At 57.8% G+C, this 17213-nt stretch carries 12 protein-coding genes; 7 read left to right on the top strand and 5 right to left on the bottom strand.

The genetic code is table 11. The annotated features are described in order from the left end of the window. The first annotated feature begins 10 nt into the window (after positions 1-10). From HY011_19425 to HY011_19405, 5 genes are all read left to right on the top strand, one after another. On the top strand, positions 11-673 hold the full coding sequence (locus HY011_19425) for a Uma2 family endonuclease (GenBank protein MBI3425113.1): 663 nt from the start codon (positions 11-13) through the stop codon (positions 671-673). Beyond that, the gene (locus tag HY011_19420; protein MBI3425112.1) at positions 670-3747 is read left to right on the top strand and encodes an efflux RND transporter permease subunit; all 3078 of its coding nucleotides are present in this window, start codon (positions 670-672) and stop codon (positions 3745-3747) included. The genes HY011_19425 and HY011_19420 overlap by 4 nt, the downstream gene beginning before the upstream one ends. A 271-nt stretch (positions 3748-4018) precedes the next feature. Continuing rightward, positions 4019-4393 carry a hypothetical protein gene (locus HY011_19415; GenBank protein MBI3425111.1) on the top strand — a complete coding sequence of 125 codons (375 nt, stop codon included), beginning with the start codon at positions 4019-4021 and terminating at the stop codon, positions 4391-4393. 30 nt (positions 4394-4423) lie between these two features. Further along, the gene (locus HY011_19410) at positions 4424-5443 is read left to right on the top strand and encodes a YncE family protein (protein ID MBI3425110.1); all 1020 of its coding nucleotides are present in this window, start codon (positions 4424-4426) and stop codon (positions 5441-5443) included. A gap of 13 nt (positions 5444-5456) precedes the next feature. Next, the gene (locus tag HY011_19405; protein MBI3425109.1) at positions 5457-8030 is read left to right on the top strand and encodes a TonB-dependent receptor; all 2574 of its coding nucleotides are present in this window, start codon (positions 5457-5459) and stop codon (positions 8028-8030) included. Here HY011_19405 and HY011_19400 read toward each other — a convergent pair. The 4 genes from HY011_19400 to clpS are packed head-to-tail and all read right to left on the bottom strand — an operon-like array spanning position 8019 to position 11773. Further along, a complete protein-coding gene (locus HY011_19400) occupies positions 8019-8603 on the bottom strand; it encodes a Uma2 family endonuclease (protein MBI3425108.1) in 585 nt (194 codons plus the stop codon). The genes HY011_19405 and HY011_19400 overlap by 12 nt on opposite strands. Positions 8604-8614: 11 nt before the next feature. Next, positions 8615-10912, bottom strand: a complete 2298-nt coding sequence (clpA, locus tag HY011_19395; GenBank protein ID MBI3425107.1) for an ATP-dependent Clp protease ATP-binding subunit ClpA — start codon at positions 10910-10912, stop codon at positions 8615-8617. Positions 10913-10918: 6 nt separating this feature from the next. Continuing rightward, a complete protein-coding gene (locus HY011_19390; protein MBI3425106.1) occupies positions 10919-11458 on the bottom strand; it encodes a hypothetical protein in 540 nt (179 codons plus the stop codon). Positions 11459-11464: 6 nt separating this feature from the next. After that, positions 11465-11773, bottom strand: coding sequence for an ATP-dependent Clp protease adapter ClpS (gene clpS, locus HY011_19385; GenBank protein MBI3425105.1), 309 nt, complete (start codon positions 11771-11773; stop codon positions 11465-11467). 314 nt (positions 11774-12087) lie between these two features. Between clpS and HY011_19380 the strand changes: the two genes are divergently transcribed. Together HY011_19380 and HY011_19375 are read left to right on the top strand one after the other, a co-directional pair. Further along, entirely contained in the window at positions 12088-14157 is a 2070-nt protein-coding gene (locus tag HY011_19380) for a hypothetical protein (protein MBI3425104.1), read from the top strand. 396 nt (positions 14158-14553) lie between these two features. After that, the gene (locus HY011_19375) at positions 14554-15519 is read left to right on the top strand and encodes an aldo/keto reductase (protein ID MBI3425103.1); all 966 of its coding nucleotides are present in this window, start codon (positions 14554-14556) and stop codon (positions 15517-15519) included. Between the two features lie 114 nt (positions 15520-15633). On the opposite strand, the gene HY011_19370 is transcribed toward HY011_19375, so the two are convergent. Continuing rightward, positions 15634-16950: a nucleotide sugar dehydrogenase gene (locus HY011_19370; GenBank protein ID MBI3425102.1), complete on the bottom strand. Its 1317-nt coding sequence runs from the start codon at positions 16948-16950 to the stop codon at positions 15634-15636. Between the last annotated feature and the right edge of the window lie 263 nt (positions 16951-17213).

The following is a 17213-nucleotide window of genomic DNA, read 5'->3' as shown; positions in this document are numbered from 1 at the left end:
GGAAAAACTTATGACGCCACAACGAATGCTGCAACCTTTGATTTCCGAAGAAGAATATCTGGCGCTCGAACGCGAGGCCGAAGAGCGCCACGAATATCTGGACGGGGTGATTTACAAGCTGGCGGGCGAGAGTCCCGAACACGGCAGGATCTGCATCAATCTCACCGGACAACTTTACAACCAACTGCTGGACACGCCTTGCGAAGCCTTTTCAAAAGACACGAAGGTGCGCAGCGGCCCTGTGCCCAAGCCGCACGCTTCCTTGAAAGGGTTTTATTCATACCCCGACCTGTTGGTGGCCTGCGGCGAGTTGAAACATCACGATAATTTCCGCGATGTACTGCTCAACCCAACCGTCATCATCGAGGTGCTCTCGCCGGCCACCGAGGCCTTTGATCGCGGCGAGAAGTGGGAGCGGTATCAATTATGGCTGCCGTCTTTAACCGATTACGTCCTGGTCTCGCAGGCCAAACCGCTGCTCGAACATTTCGAGCGCCAGACGGATGGCGCTTGGCTCTACCGGCGCACGGCGGGGCTGGAGGCGAGCCTGCAACTAAACTCGATTGCCTGCACGCTGCGGCTGACGGATGTTTATAACCGCGTCGTTTTTCCACCTGAACCTGAAGACCCAAGCGAAGAGTTACCGGACACAGAGTTGCCTGACACCCTATGACTGCAAGTCTCGCCCAATTCGTAGACGCGCACGGCCGCGCGCTGGTGCTGATCTTTCTCAGCCTTGCCTGCGCGGGTTTGCTGTTCACTTTTCGCCTGCCGATATCGCTCTTTCCTGAAACCGATTTTCCGCGCATCGTCATCCTGGTGGACAACGGCATTCAACCGGTTGACGTGCAGATGCTGACCGTCACGCGCCCGCTCGAAGAAGCCATTCGCAGCGTACCCGGCATCACCGATGTGCGCTCCGTCACCGGGCGCGGCTCGTCTGAAATCAGCGTCATCTTTCGCTGGGACGTAGACATTCTCAACGCCTTGCACCTAATGCAAGGCAAGATCGCGCAGATCGAACCGAGCCTGCCACCGGGCACGCGCTTCGACATCAACCGGCTGACGTTCTTTGCGTTCCCGATGCTGGGTTTCAGCCTGACTTCGCCGAAACGCTCGCAGGCGGAACTTTACGATCTGGCTTACAACCAAATCGCGCCGCGCCTCTTTCGCCTTTCCGGCGTGGCCGAAGCGCGCATCACCGGCGGGAAGCCGCCCGAATATCACGTGCTCGTCGAGCCAGAAAAGCTCAACAGTTACGGCATTCCGCTCACCAAAGTCGCCGACGCCATCCGCAAAACCAATCTCATCGGCGCGGGCGGGCTGGTCGAGGAAAATTACAAACTCTATCTGACCACCGTTACCGGTCAGCTCAAAAGCAAAGAGCAAATCGAAGACGTCGTCGTGGATGTCGTCAAAGGCACGCCGGTTTACATCAAAAACCTGGCGAGGGTGGTGAATGGCGAACGACCGAATTACGTTGTCGTCACGGCCGATGGCCGCCCGGCTACGCTCGTCAACGTGCATTCACAACCTGACGGCAACGTCGTCGAGACGGCGGCGGCGGTGAATCGCGAACTCGACGACATTCGCAAGACGTTGCCGCCCGACATTCAACTCGGCATCTTTTACGATCAATCGTTCAACGTGCGCGATTCGATCAGCAGCGTGACCGATAGCATCCTGATTGGCTTGGGGCTGGCGATTGTCGTCTTGATCGGTTTCTTGAAAAGCTGGCGCACAACGTTGGTCGCTGGGCTGGTGATTCCGATTGCCGTGTTGATCGCCATCATTTTTATGAAGCTCTTCAACATGAGCTTTAACGTGATGACGCTTGGCGGCATCGCGGCCTGCATTGGCGTCGTCATTGATGACGCCATCGTGATGGTTGAAAACATCATCGTGCATCTCTCGCTCGGCCAGCCGCCGCGCGCAGCCGCCCGGAGTGCCATCATCGAACTCACACCCGCGCTGATTGGCTCGACCCTGACACCGATTGTGGTGTTCGTGCCGCTGATTTTCTTGGGCGGCATCACAGCGATTTTCTTTCGTGCGTTGGCGCTCTCGCTGGTCACGGCGTTGCTGGCGTCGCTCTTTCTGGCGATCTTCCTGACGCCGGTCTTGGCGCGCCTGTTTTTCAAAGCCCGCACGGTGCAAGCCGCTAGCAACATCGAGGAGGCCGAACAGGCGGGCGAAGGCCGGATCATGCGCGGGTTGACGGCACGCTATGAAAAGGCTCTGCAGTGGTCGCTCGCGCACGCCGGGTTGATGGTGCTGGCATCGTTGGGCGTACTGGCGGCTTCGGTGTTTATCTATTTTCAATTGGGCAGCGGCTTTTTGCCCGAAGTGGATGAAGGCGCGTTCGTGTTGGATTACAAAATGCCCGCCGGCACTTCGCTGACCGAAACCGACCGCGTCTTGCGTCACGTCGAAGAGTTTTTGAAAGAAGCCCCCGAAGTGGCGGGCTATTCGCGCCGCACGGGCGCGGAACTCGGCCCGCTCATTACCGAACCGAACACGGGCGACTTTCTCGTGCGGCTCAAACGCGACCGCAAACGCGAGTCTGAAGAAGTGATCGAAGAGGTGCGCGACAAGATCAAAGAGAAGGAGCCGGTGCTCGAATTCGAGTTCATTCACATCATCGAAGACATGATCGGCGACCTCGCCCAAACGCCGCAGCCCATCGAAATCAAAGTCTTTCATCCCGATGACAAAGTTTATCGCGAGGTCGCCGGCCAGATTGCCGAATGGCTGGAAAAGAAAAGCGTCAGGGGCGTCGTGGATGTGGAAGACCGCACCACCGCCATCGGCCCGGCGCACAATTTCAGAGTGAACCTGGAAAAGGCCGCGCTGGCCGGGTTCAGCGCGCAGGACGTGCTCGATTTGCAAGCGGGCATTCTGGATGGCGAAGTCGCTTCCAACGTCATCCGCGACAACCGTCTGATTCCGATTCGCGTGCGCTATCCGGCGGAATATCGCTCCACCAACGACAAACTTAAAAGCCTGCTGCTGACTTCGCCCAGCGGCCACAGCGTGCCGCTCGCTTCCATCGCGGACGTTGAAACCGAAGAGACAAGCTATGAAATCCGGCGCGACAATTTGCGCAACTTCTCTTCGGTCACGGCCCAACTCGAAGGCCGCGACCTCGTCTCGGCAATGGACGAGATCAAGCTGCGGCTGGCGAAAGAAGTCCCGCTACCGCCCGGCACGCAGATCGAATACGGGGGGCTTTACGTGATTCAGCAGGAATCGTTTCGCGGCCTGACGATGGTGCTGCTCGGTTCGATCCTGTTGATCTTCATCATTCTGGTGTTTGAGTTTCGTTCGTTCTCGCACCCGATTGCGATTTTGATTGCCACGATCCTGTGCGGCTTCGGCGCGTTGCTGGCGCTGTGGCTGACCAAACAGACGCTCAACATTTCGTCGTTTATGGGCGCGATCATGGTCATCGGCATCGTGCACAAAAACGGCATCCTGATGCTCGACTCTGAACAACACTTCACTGCGCAGGGACTGGAATTGCGCGACGCCATTTATTACGCGGCGCGGCGGCGCTTGCGTCCGATCTTGATGACGGCGCTGGCGACGATCTTTGGCATGTTGCCGCTGGCGGTCGGCATCGGTTCCGGTTCGCAGTTGCTGCAACCGCTGGCGATTGCCGTGATCGGCGGTGTAACCGTTTCATTGGCATTGTCCTTACTGGTGACGCCCGTGCTGTTTTATTTACTGCGCAAACGCGGGCTGTAAACCGGTTGCAATTTCGTTTATGGAAGTATGTAACGCCGGTACGGTACCGCGCGCGTCAGCAAGCGGCAGTCTGACATTGACCCCATGCGCCACTGTTGATGCACTGCTTGCTGACGCGCGCGGTACCGTAACCCTGAAGCTGCTCAACCCCCAATGTTCGTAACCAGAGGATTCCATGCAACACAATAAATTCGCCTTCACGCTCGCGCTCATGTTGGCCGCTCTGTTTGTTGGCAGCAGACCAACCCCAGCGCAGGAACAACGCGTGCAAATGAGAAATCTGCCACCGGCAGTTCAACAAACGGTTAAGGAGCAAAGTAAAGGCGCCAAGGTGCGCGGCCTCTCAAAGGAATTAGAGCAAGGCAAGACCGTCTATGAACTCGAAACCATCAGCAACGGTCAGACGCGCGATTTGCTGATTGACGCCGACGGCAAAGTCATCGAAATCGAGGAACAAATGGCGCTCACCGCGTTGCCGCCCGCCGTCAAAGACGCCATTGTCAAACAGGCGGGTAAAGGCCGCATCGTGCGCGTCGAAGCGGTCACCAAAGACGGCAAACTCGAATTTTATGAGGCCCAGGTCAGAAGGCTGGGGAAACTTGGCGAGATCAAGGTTAGCCCGGAAGGGCAGCCTATCGCCAAATAATCAAGCATTGTTTCAATTGCGAGGTTCGATATGAAAAAGATCAGTCAGCTTATTTTCGTTACGCTTGCGCTGCTGTTGCCCTGCGTCGTCTATGCACAAGGCTCCGGCTATCACGTCGTCAACAAGATCACGCTCGGCGGCGAAGGCGGCTGGGACTATCTGGCGGTAGATAGCGCTGCGCAGCGCTTGTATGTCTCGCACGCCACCAAAGTCATTGTCGTGGATGTCACCACGGGCAAAGCCGTCGGCGAGATTCCCAACACGAACGGGGTGCACGGCATCGCCCTTGCGCCCGACCTCAAGCGCGGCTTCACCAGCAATGGCCGCGATGCGACGGTCACGATTTTTGATTTGCAAACGCTGGCCGTGCTGGGTACCGCGAAAACCGGCGGCAACCCCGACGCGATTCTTTACGAACCGGTGACCAAGCGCGTCTTTACCTTTAACCGCACCCGCGCCGCCGCCGAAGCCAGCACCACGGTGATTGACGCGGCCAAAGGCGAAGTCATCAAGACGGTCATGCTCGGCGGGCGGCCTGAATTTGCACAGACCGACGGCAACGGTACCGTCTTCGTCAACATTGATGACAAGAGCGAAATCGCCGTGATTGATGCCAAGACGCTGACGATCAAGTCACGCTGGCCGCTTGCGCCCGGCGAAGCGCCCAGCGGTTTGGCGCTGGATGCCAAGAAGCGGCGGCTCTATGCGGTTTGCGAAAACAAAAAGATGATTGTGATGAATGCCGACAACGGCAAGGTGCTGGCCGACGTGCCCATCGGCGCGGGCACGGACGGGGCGGCCTTTGATCCGGGCACGGGCCTGGCCTTCAGTTCCAACGGCGGCGACGGCACGCTGACGGTCGTGCGCGAAACCGCGCCGGGCAAATTCGCAGCGGAAAACATCCCGACACAACGCGGCGCGCGCACGATGACTTGCGATCCCAAGACGCATCGGCTGTATCTCCCAACGGCTGAATTTGCCCCAGCCACCGGCGGCGGACGCCCCGCCGCCGTACCCGGCAGCTTCATGGTGTTGGTGTTGGAGAAGTAAAAAAAGAGGGTTTATGTTGTACCGCACGCTTTTGCTGGGCACGTTGCTCAGCCTGTTGCTGTTGACCGCACAGGCGCAAACCACAGCGTCCATCAGCGGTTTCGTGTTCGACCAAAACGAAGCTGCCTTGCCCAAGGCGCGCGTGACGCTGTCCAATACCAGCGACCAGCGCAAACAGACTGTGACGACCGATGCGAATGGCGCGTTCCGCTTCGACAAACTTGCGGCGGGCGCTTACGAGATCAAGGTCGAACGCGAAGGCTTCAAGCTGGCAACGATTCCTGTCAGCCTGGGCGCGCGACCGCCCGCGCCTTTGCGCATTGTGCTGCCCGTCGCCGAATTGCAACAGGATGTCACCGTCGAAGCCGCCGCCGCACAGGTCAACACCGACACCGGCAACAACCAGGACACCGTCGCAGTTGACCGCGAACTGCTCAAGCGGCTGCCGGCTTTCGATCAGGATGTGATCGGCATGGCCGCGCGCTTTTTGGATGCGGGCGCCATCGGCACGGGCGGCGTGACCTTGATCGTGGACGGCATGGAGGTCAAGAAAGCGGGCGTCACGTCCTCGGCGATTCAAGAGATCAAGATCAACAGCAACCCCTACTCCGCCGAATACGCGCGTCCGGGGCGGGGCCGCATCGAAGTCACCACCAAACCCGGCACGCCGCAATTTCACGGCGAATTCAACTGGACGTTCCGCGATGCGCGCACGAATGCCCGCGATCCGTTTGCGTTGACGCGCGCGGCTGAACAGCGGCGCATGTACGAAGGCAATTTCACCGGCCCGGTCAGCCCATTCAGCAAAGATAAAAAGCATCCGTTCTCATTCCTGCTCACCGCCGAACGCGACGAACAGGATCAGCAAGCGGTCATCTTTGCGCGCACGCCCAGCGGCGAATTGCGCCAGAATGTGCCGACGCCAACTCATCAAACCGAATTTGCGTTGCGGCTGACGCGGCAGATGAGCGAGCGCACGACGGCTTCGCTCCACTATTCGTTTGAAGGCCGCAACTCACATAACCAGGGCATCGGCGGCTTCAACCTGCCCGCAGTCGCCACCAATTCGCTCTTCCGCGAAGACGAAGTGCGCGTGAACTTCAACACGACCCTTTCGCCCAAGCTGGTGCATCAACTCTATCTGCTGGTCGGGCATTACAACTCGCCGGTCGTCAGCCAGAACCAGGCGCCGCGCGTCATCGTGCAGGAGGCCTTTACCAGCGGCGGCGCACAGGCTGATTTCACGCGCAGCGAATCGCACGGCGAATGGGTCGAAACCTTGTCTTATCAGTCTGGCAAACACTTCATCAAAACAGGGGTGCAGATCCCCGACATCAGTTGGCGCGGCGTCTTTGACCGCACCAACCAACTCGGCACGTTCTATTTTGCTTCGCTGGCCGATTATCAAGCCCAACGCCCCTACAACTTCATTCAGCAACAAGGCCGCACCGAATTGCATTTTTTGGAGGCCGTCGTGAGCGGCTTCGTGCAGGATGAATTTCGCGTGCGGCCCGCGCTGAACATCGCCGTGGGCTTGCGTTACGACTGGCAAAATTATTTCCACGATCACAACAATTTCGCGCCGCGTTTCGGCTTTGCGTATGCGCCGGGCAAAGCGCGCAAGACGGTGGTGCGCGGCGGCGCGGGCATCTTTTACGACCGCACGGGGCCGCAACCGATTTCGGATTTCTTGCGTTTTGATGGGCAAACCCTGCGGCGCTTTGTGATCCCCAATCCGGGCTTTCCGAATCCGCTGAGCAATGGGCAAACGCTCGCCGCGCAACCGGTCAGTGTGGTGCGCCTCGACCCGCAAGTCGTCATTCCCCACACGTTGCAATATGGCATCGGCGTCGAGCGGCAATTGCAAAAGGGACTGACGCTGGCGGTCAATTACGTCGGCACGCGCGGCTTTGATCTGTTCCGTTCGCGCGATGTCAACGCCCCGCTTGCGCCGCCGTCTACGCTGCGTCCGAATCCCAACTTTTCCGTCACGCGCCAGATCGAAGCCGCCGGGCGCTCGAACAGCCATGCGCTCGAAATCGCCTTGCGCGGTAAGGTCAACAAGTATTTCAACGGCATTGTGCAATACGCGCTGGGGCGCGCCCGCAACGACACGGGCGGCGTGGCGTGGTTCCCGGCGAACAGTTACGACCTGCGCGGCGAATGGGGCCGCGCCGATTTCGACACGCGGCAACGCTTCGTTATGACGGGCACCTTGAAGGCGCGCGCTTATTTTGATCTGGGCGTCGCGCTCACGCTCAATACTGGCGCGCCTTACAGTTTGACGACCGGTGAGGACAATAACAAAGACAGCTTCGCGCTGGATCGTCCGGCGGGCGTCGGACGCAACACGCTGCAAGGGCCGGGTTACGCGCAACTCGATCTGCGTTGGGGGCGTGAATTCGGTTTGGTTAAAGGGAAGAAAGACGACGGCCCGACGCTGGCGGTCAAAGTGGATGCCTTCAATGTGTTCAATCGGGTGAATTACGCGGGCTTTGTCGGGAATCAGAGTTCGCCGTTCTTTGGGCAAGCCGTGGCGGCGCGGCCCGTGCGGCGGATGCAGTTTGGGGTGAGCTTAAGTTTCTGAGGGAGCGGGCCACTCGACCTTGGCGTAAATGTCGCGTAGTGCGATGCGGCAGTTGAGCGTGAGCAATTCGACGCTATTTTCGAGTCCGGCGATTTTGGTGTACAGCCAGTTGCCGTCGGCTTGTTTAACATAGCGTTCGACGACTGGCTCATCTTGCGCGATCAAGAGGTATTCGCGGAAGGAAGAAATTTCCTGGTAGTACTGAAACTTCTTGCCGCGATCGTAGGCAGAAGTACGCGGTGAGAGTACTTCGACAATCAATTGCGGGTTGAGCAGCACATCTTCTTCATCGTCGGCGAATTTGGCTTCACCGCAAACCGCTGAGACATCGGGGTAGTGAAACTTCATTGAACTCGACACCCGCACTTTCATATCGCTGTTGAAGACTTCGCACTGTGTGTCTTTGAACAGGATGTACAGTTCACCGAAAACGCTGCCGGCCACGCGATTGTGTCGTTTGCTGCCGCCCGCCATCGCCAAGATATGGCCGTTGACATACTCGCTTTTGTATTCGGCCACACGTTCGCACGCCAAGTATTCTTCTGGGCTAATTAGTTTTAGTTCGGCAGCCATTGTTTGACCTTTCAGCTTGCGGCGGTGAATTCCAGCGCCAACTCTTTGTTCTTCTCATCCACAATCACCCTGCCGCCCTTCTCCAACGCGCCAAACAAAATTTCATTCGCCAACGGCTCTTTGATCTTCGACTGAATCAGCCGCGCCATGGGGCGAGCGCCGTAAAGTTTGTCGTAGCCCTTCGTCGCCAGCCACTCGCGCGCCGCATCGGTTAGTTCCAACTCGACCTTCTTCTCGATCAATTGCGAGCGCAATTCGTTGATGAATTTGTCTACGACCTGTTTGATGACTTCGGTGGTTAGCGGTTCAAAGGCGATCCAGGCGTCGAGGCGATTGCGGAATTCGGGGCTAAACGTGCGTTCGATGGCGCCCTGGGCTTTGCTGCCGGTGCCGCCGATGCCGGTCTGTTCGACCTGTTTGAAGCCCATGCGTTTGCCGCTCAAATCACGCGCGCCCGCGTTGGTCGTCATGATCAGAATGACATTGCGGAAGTCGGCCTTCTTGCCATTGTTGTCGGTCAGCGTGGCGTGATCCATCACCTGCAACAAAATATCAAACAGCGCCGGGTGTGCCTTTTCGATCTCATCCATCACCAGCAAGGCATAAGGCGTTTTGCGAATCGCATCGGTCAGCAGGCCGCCTTGATCAAAGCCGACGTAGCCCGGCGGCGCGCCGATCAGGCGTGAGATGGTGTGCGCTTCCTGGTATTCGCTCATGTCAAAACGAATGAATTCGACGCCCAGCGCGTGCGCCAGTTGTTTGGCGAGTTCGGTTTTGCCCACGCCCGTCGGGCCGGAAAACAGAAACGAACCGACGGGTTTGTCGGGGTGGCCCAGGCCCGAACGCGAGAGTTTGATGGCGTTGACCAGTTTGGTGATGGCGTGATCCTGGCCGTAAAGCACCTCGCGCAATTCACCTTCCAGGTTTTGCAGTTTCAGTTTGTCGTTGGTCGAGACGGTCTTGGGGGGAATCTTGGCCATCTTGGCGACGACCAGTTCGACTTCGTGTTCGGTGATGAGCGCGGGCCGTTCAGCGGCAGGTTTTAGCTTCATCGCCGAGCCGACCTCGTCAATCACATCAATCGCCTTGTCGGGCAGGTAACGGTCGTTGATGTATTTGGCCGACAGTTCGGCGGCGGCGGTGATGGCCGCGTCGCTGTAGGGGATGCCGTGCGCGGTTTCGTAAAGGCCTTTCAAGCCGCGCAGGATTTGGATCGTATCGGCGATGCTCGGTTGCGAAATTTCGATGATCTGGAAGCGGCGGGCCAGCGCGCGGTCGCGTTCAAACGATGCCTTGTATTCGCTGTGCGTGGTCGAACCGATGCAGCGCATTTCGCCGTTGGCCAGCGCGGGTTTCAGGATGTTCGAGGCATCCATCGAACCGCCGCTGGTCGCGCCCGCGCCAACGATGGTGTGGATTTCGTCAATGAACAAAATCACGTTGGGCTTTTCCTGCAAGGCCTGGATGACGGCTTTCAGGCGATTCTCGAAATCGCCGCGATAGCGCGTGCCGGCAAGTAGCGCGCCCATGTCCAGCGCGTAAACCTCAAAACCTTTGATCGGGTCGGGCACGGCGTTTTCGTGAATCTTGAGCGCGAGTCCCTCGGCAATGGCGGTCTTGCCGACGCCGGGATCGCCGACATAAAGCGGATTGTTTTTGCGGCGGCGGCAGAGCACTTGAATCGTGCGTTCGAGTTCGGCCAGACGGCCAATCAGCGGATCAATCTTGCCCTGCGCGGCGCGTTCGGTCAGGTTGGCGGTGAAGGCTGAGAGCGGGTCTTTGCCGTGCCGCGGCTGGCTGTCGCGTTTGCCCAAGATGGCATCCGGCTCGTCGGTATCGTCAGTCTCCTCCGCCAACAGGTCGTCATCGTCGGCGTCGAGTTTCGAGATGCCGTGCGCGATGTAATTCAGCATATCCAGCCGCGAGATGCCTTGTTTTTCCAGCAGGTAAAGCGCGTGCGAATGATTTTCCAGATAGAGCGAGGCCAGGATGTTGCCCGCGTCAATCTTTTCTTGGCCGGATGACTGCGCTTGAAAGAGCGCGCGCTCCAACACGCGTTCAAAGGCGGCAGTCTGTTCGGGAAAGCGTTCGACGCCCAGTGGCAACGGGTGCAGATTTTCGGCGAAGAACACTTCCAGCTCTTGCTGCAACTCGTCGAGGTTGCCGCCGCAATTGAGGATGATCTCGCCGCCTTGCCGGTCGTGTAATAAGGCAAAGAGCAGATGCTCCAGCGTTAAAAACTCGTGGCGCCGTGTGATCGCCTCGTTGGCGGCCAGGTTCAGGGTGGCTTGTAATTCTCTGGTTATCATAAAGCGTTAGTCTGGGTTGGAAATGCGCCGTGCCAGCGGCCCGAAAGAGGGGCTAAACACCAAGTCGTGATCGCCCGGCGGCGTCAGCCCATTTTGTCTGATGATGATGGCGACCTGCGCCCAATGCCGAATTTCGTGAATCAATATATGCGCGATCAATTTGCGCGCGGAGCCTTGAAAGTGCAATTCCGGCACTGCCAGTTCATAGGCGCGCTCCCAATCCTCGGCGCTGGCGCTGCCGGTAAAAGCGCGCATGGCCGCGCGCGTGATTTCACCGAGGCCAAAGACTGCGGCGGCTTGATCGTTGGGCCGCGCCTGATTCTCTTTGACCACCGTGCTGTCTTGCGAGAGCACTTCGCCGCGCAGCCAGTAAGCATAAAACCCTTCGGCCCAGAAAATGTGCATGATCAAGGCGCCCAGGCTGGTATGCGTTTCACCGGCGAGCGCCAGCTTCAACGGTTCGTCGCCATGCGCGGCGAACCAGCGTTGCCATTTGGCGCGCTCTTCGTCGGTGTAAGCGAGTAATTCGGCGATGGTCAATTGCATGGTGCTTTATTCGTTTTCTTCCAGGGTGCACAGCAGCGGGTATTCATGCGCCTTTGCCAGATTGTGTACCTGGTTGACTTTGGTCTCGGCGACTTCGTAGGTGAAAACGCCCGCCACACCGACGCCTTGCTGATGAACCGCGAGCATAATCTGGATCGCTTCTTCCTCGCCTTTGTGAAAGACCTGCACCAACACGAAGACGACAAAATCCATCGTCGTGAAATCATCGTTGTGCAAGAGGACTTTATAGAGCGGCGGCTTTTGCAGCTTCTGCTTGCGCTCAGTCAGGACATCATCTTCGTGTTGCGGATCAATGGTTGGCATGACAGCTACACCTAAACAACTGTGAACTCGGTCAAGCCAGATGCTAGCAAACTTTGTGGGCGGCGCAAAAGGCATCTCTTCAATCATTCAAGCGAACCACCCTGCCTGCTGTCTGCGATTTTGCCAATCGCTCCGTTAAAGCCTGCTGGTCTGGCAGTGTGACCGAAGTCACGGCTGATCTATGACACGTCCCATCCTGGTTAGCCAGCCCGCTGCATATAGTGATGCTGCGTGATTGAGAGGTGTTCGTGCAATCAAAACGTAAATGGATCAACCGAGCGAACCTGAACGAGGAGTGAACAGTGATGAAACAGCAGCAAAAGTTTGAGCGAGCAACGCAGGCAAAGCAGACGCGGCAACTACTGAAAACGGCTTGTCTCTGGGTGGCGTGCCTGGCGCTAGGCGGTGTTTCCGTGCTGGCGCAGTCGCTGGAAGATTTCGGCTACCGCAAGATGGGCAATGTCAAAGGGCTGCGTCCGCTTTTGCTAATTATCGCCCATTACGATGGCGGCGCGCCTTTTGCCTCCGACAAAGACAAAAGCTATTACAGTTCGCTGGTCTTTTCGCTGCAGAGTCGAGACCGCAGCGTCAGCAATTACTTTCTTGCCATATCCAACGGGCGGTTTAGCTGGCGCGTGGGCGGCGTTGTGGAAGTCAATCTTTCCGTGGCGGATGCCTTTGTGCAGGGCGGTGAGGGGACGGACATCGCGCGTTCCAACCGGGCCATATTGAAAGCGATGCAGGATGGGTTCAACTTTGCGCAATTCGATGCCAACGGCGACCGCTTTGTAGACAGCAGTGAACTGGGCGTGCTGATTATTCAAAACGCGCGGCGCCCGAACGATGGAGTTCCTGATACCGCCTACAACCGCCCCACCGGTTGTTTGCGCGCAGGCAATTCCAGCGTCAGTTTTTGCGGGCAAGCAGCAAACATTGAACAAAGCGCCAGCTTGATGTCCATCACGCACGAACTCAATCATCAATTGGGGGCGTTGGATTTGTACGGCGGCGGTGGGCTGAACAATGACCTCACCCTGATGGGCGCTACGGTTTACACCAACTACGACGACAAACGCAGCTACTATCTTGACCCCTGGCATCGCTTGCAACTGGGTTGGGTCGAGCCGCGCATTCGTGATTTGCGTGCGCCAGGAACCGAATTTCTGCACGCGCAGCAAAGCTTCCGGCCTGATGCGCCGGTCATTCTTTACGATTCGGCGCGCGGCGTCGGAGAATTCTTTATCGTCGAATACCGTTCACGCCGTGCGCCCGGCAACACCAATTTTGATAGCGAGGTGGCGTCGGAAGGCGTAGCGATCTGGCATATTCAGCAGGACGGGAACAAGGTGCCGACGATCCTGGAAAATCCGCACGAGTGGGCCGTTTTTCACGCGGGCGCGCCTGATCTGACACGCGGCGGCAACCTGTTGTGGAAGAGCGGCGAACTCACGCCCGCTTTGCAATGGCTGGACGAAAGCAGCAGCCCGGCGCGCATCTTTGTGCCGCCTTTCATCAACGGCGCTTCCACCATCTCGTTCAGTTGGGTTCACTGGACGGAAGCAGGTGGCGAGGTGTTCCAAAATCAAGGCACGCTGTACCGCGAGCCGCAGCAGCAGCAATTCGAGCAAGTGCCGGGCCGCCTCAAACAGATCGAAGTCGGTCAGGGTTTCAACAGCTTTATCTGGGGCATCAATGCGCAGAACGAAGTATTCCGCTACGACTGGGAGACGCAGACTTACACGCAATTTTACTGGCCGCTGACGCAAATCGCCGTGGATACGACCGGGCGTGAGGCCTGGGGCATCAATCCGTGGCAGGAAGTTCTCCGATTCAATTCAGACACGCAAGAGTTCGAGCTAGTACCGGGCCGCCTGTTGGCGCAGATTTCCATCAGTAACGGCAATGTTTGGGGGCTGAACGCGCAACAGGAAATCTTCGTTTTCAAGCGCGAGACTGGCGAATTCCAGCAAGTGCCGGGACGGTTGGTGCAAATCGCAGTTGGCTACAACAGTGTGTGGGGGCTGAATGCGAGCGGCGAGATTTTCCAGTTCAATCCGGTCGCCCGGGAATTTCAACAAGTGCCCGGTCGCCTGGCGCAAATCAGCGTCAGCAAATTCCAGGACGGCGCGGTGTGGGGGTTGAACGCCAACAACGAAATTTTCGCGCTCAACGGGGCCACCATGCGGTTCGCCCAAGTGCCGGGCCGTTTGGTGAAGTTGGCGGTGGGCCGCGCGGGTTCGGTCTGGGGCCTCAATGCGGCGCACGAGGTTTTCTGGTTCAATCCGGCCACCACACGCTTTCAACAGATGCCCGGCGAACTCGCCAGTCTTTCGGTCGGGCTTGACGGGTTTGTGATGGGCATCAATTCGAAATAGACCCAGCACGCTGAACCCGCAACCACGCTAACCCCACGCCACCGCCTCAGCGGCGCTGGCGTGGGGTTTAGCCGTTTTTAGCGCGGATGGTGTTTGGTTGCTGTGGTGCTACTTCCAGCGAAACATGCTCAACACGTTGGAGTAATCGTCGAGCCAGACACCGCCCAGCGCCGCTTGCCTCAGCAGATGGGTCGGCACGGCATCAGAGCGAGATCGGCTTGCAATTGAGTAGACGGTATCCGTTTGTGCTGCGGTGTTTTGTTAATCAAATAGCGCGGCTGATGATGGGCCGGGCACACGCCAGTCGCCTTGCTTGACAACGCAAAATGCCGAGTGCGTAAATGCCCGTGCGTCCAGCGCATCACATTCAAATCAAAAACACGAGGGAGAAGAATCATGAAATACCGCAAACTGGGCCGGACGGGGATTGAGGTTTCCGAGGTCGGTTACGGCGCCTGGGGCATCGGCGGCGTGCAATGGCGGGGCGGCGATGATGACGAAGCCAAACGCGCGTTGAACCTGGCGATTGATCAGGGCTTGAACTTCATTGACACGGCGCTGGCCTATGGCAGCGGCCACAGCGAAAAGCTGGTCGGCGAAGTCGCGCGCGCCCGCCAGGAACGTATCTATCTCGCCAGCAAAGTCCCGCCCAAAAACATGGAATGGCCGGCGCGTCCGGTGTCGGTGCACGATGTGTTTCCCTACGATTACATCATCGAATGCACCGAGCAGAGTCTGCGCAATCTGGGCGTAGATTGTCTGGACATTCAACAACTGCACGTCTGGCACGACACCTGGGCGCATCAGAACGAATGGCTGGATGCGTTCATGAAATTGCGCGAAGACGGCAAGGTGCGTTACTTCGGCCTCTCACTCAACGATTACCAGCCTGCCAACGCCATCGAAGTGTTGAAGCTCGGTTACATTGACACCGTGCAGGTCATCTACAACATCTTTGAGCAAGCGCCCGAAGACGAGCTGTATCCGGTTTGCCAGCAACATCACATCGGCGTGCTGGCGCGCGTGCCGTTTGATGAGGGCGGCTTGACCGGTGTGATCACACCTGATGTGACCTTTCCCGAAGGCGATTTCCGCAACTGGTTCTTCCGGGGCGACCGCAAACAGAAGGTGTTTGAGCGCGTCGGAAAGCTGAAAGAATCGTTGGGCAGTGAAGCCGCGACGCTGGCCGAATTGGCCTTGCGCTTCACGCTGCACCACGACGCCGTCAGCACCGTGATCCCCGGCATGCGCACGGCCAAACACGTCACGGCCAATCTTTCCTATTCGGATGGGCGAATGTTGTCGGCTGAATTGCTGGATAAATTGCGGGCGTTTGCGTGGGATCGCACGGGTGAGTGGTAGGAAAATCAAAAGGCAAAAGGCAAATATCAAAAGGCAAAAGGTCGGCACTTTTCTTTATTTCTAAAGATCAGTTCCACACTTTTGCCTTTTGATATTTGCCTTTTGCCTTTTGATTTATAGCCGAATGATCTTCTCATTCTCGCCCAAGGGCCGCGTCGCATTGCGCGTATCCACAACCAGCTTGGCGTTCTCGACCACCCATTTGTAATCCACGTTGCGATGGTCGGTGACGATGATGACGCAATCGGCGTTGGCGACGGCTTCCAATGTCAGCGGAATGCCGCTCAGGTGCGCGCCGTTTCCTTCCAGATGAACCTCGGCCACATACGGATCGTGGAAGCTGACTGCGGCGCCGCGTTTTTGTAGGTGTTCGATCACGGCGAGCGCCGGACTTTCGCGCATGTCGTCAATGTCGCGTTTATAGGCCACACCCAACACCAACACGTTCGAGCCGTTCACCGCTTTGCGATGACCGTTCAGGCCGTCGGTGACGAGTTCGACCACGTGCTCGGGCATCTTGGAATTAACTTCTTCGGCAAGGGAAATGAAGCGCGCTTCGAAGCCGTGCATGCGCGCCTTCCACGAGAGGTAATGCGGATCGAGCGGGATGCAATGCCCACCGATGCCGGGGCCTGGATAAAAGGCCATGAAGCCGAAGGGCTTGGTCGCCGCCGCCGCGATCACTTCCCAGGTGTCAATTCCCAGCGTGTGGCAAAGCTGTGCCAGTTCGTTGACCAGGCCGATGTTGACCGCGCGGAAGGTGTTTTCGAGCAGCTTGCAAGCCTCGGCCACGCGCGCCGACGTCACACGGTGCACCTTGTCCACCATCGTGCCGTAAGCCGCCGCCGCCACATCGGCGCTGTCCGCCGTGACGCCGCCGACGACTTTGGTGATGTTCTTGGTGTTGAAACTCTCGTTGCCGGGGTCAACCCGTTCGGGCGAGAAAGCCAGGAAGTAATCCTCATCAATCTTCAAACCCTTCGCATCAAAGATCGGCTTCAACACTTCGTCGGTCGTGCCGGGGTAGGTGGTGGATTCCAGAATTACCAACTGGCCCGGGCGCAAGGTTTCCTGAATCTTTTCCGCCGCCGCCAGGATGTAAGAGACATCGGGGTCTTTGGTTTTGCGCAGCGGCGTCGGGACGCAAATGATGATGATGTCTTGATCCTTGAGCGCCGAAAAATCGGTCGTGGCTTGCAGCTTGTCGGCCTTGACCAATGCGGCGACCTGCGCGGTGGGCACGTCCGGGATGTAGCTTTCCCCGCGATTGATGGCGTCGGCCTTGCGCGTGTCCACTTCAAACCCGGTGGAGACGAAACCGGCGTGGCCGAATTCGACCACCAACGGCAGGCCGACATAACCGAGTCCGATGACGCCGACGCGCGCGCTGCGCTGGGCGATGCGGTCGAGTAAAACTTGCTTGTTGCTCACAGCTAAACCTTCCTTTTATGAAAAACTGAATCTTTGCAGAATCTGTGCAAATGAAGCTTGGGGATTATTCAAAGGCGGATGCCATTAAGATGACTAGATCATTCATCTCATATCGTTGGGAAATCGGAAGCTCATTATTACACCTGAAACGGTGCGTCGCTCAAGCTTTTTCTTCGTTGGCACAATTCGCTAAAGCCAGACAAGCCAGACCGCGTTGAGCCGCGCGTTATATTGCCGGTCTGCCTGTTTTGTTTTAGAGTGCG

The organism is Acidobacteriota bacterium (assembly GCA_016196035.1).
In the GTDB taxonomy this organism is placed as follows: Bacteria; Acidobacteriota; Blastocatellia; order RBC074; family RBC074; genus JACPYM01.
This window is presented reverse-complemented; position numbering and strand designations above follow the sequence as displayed.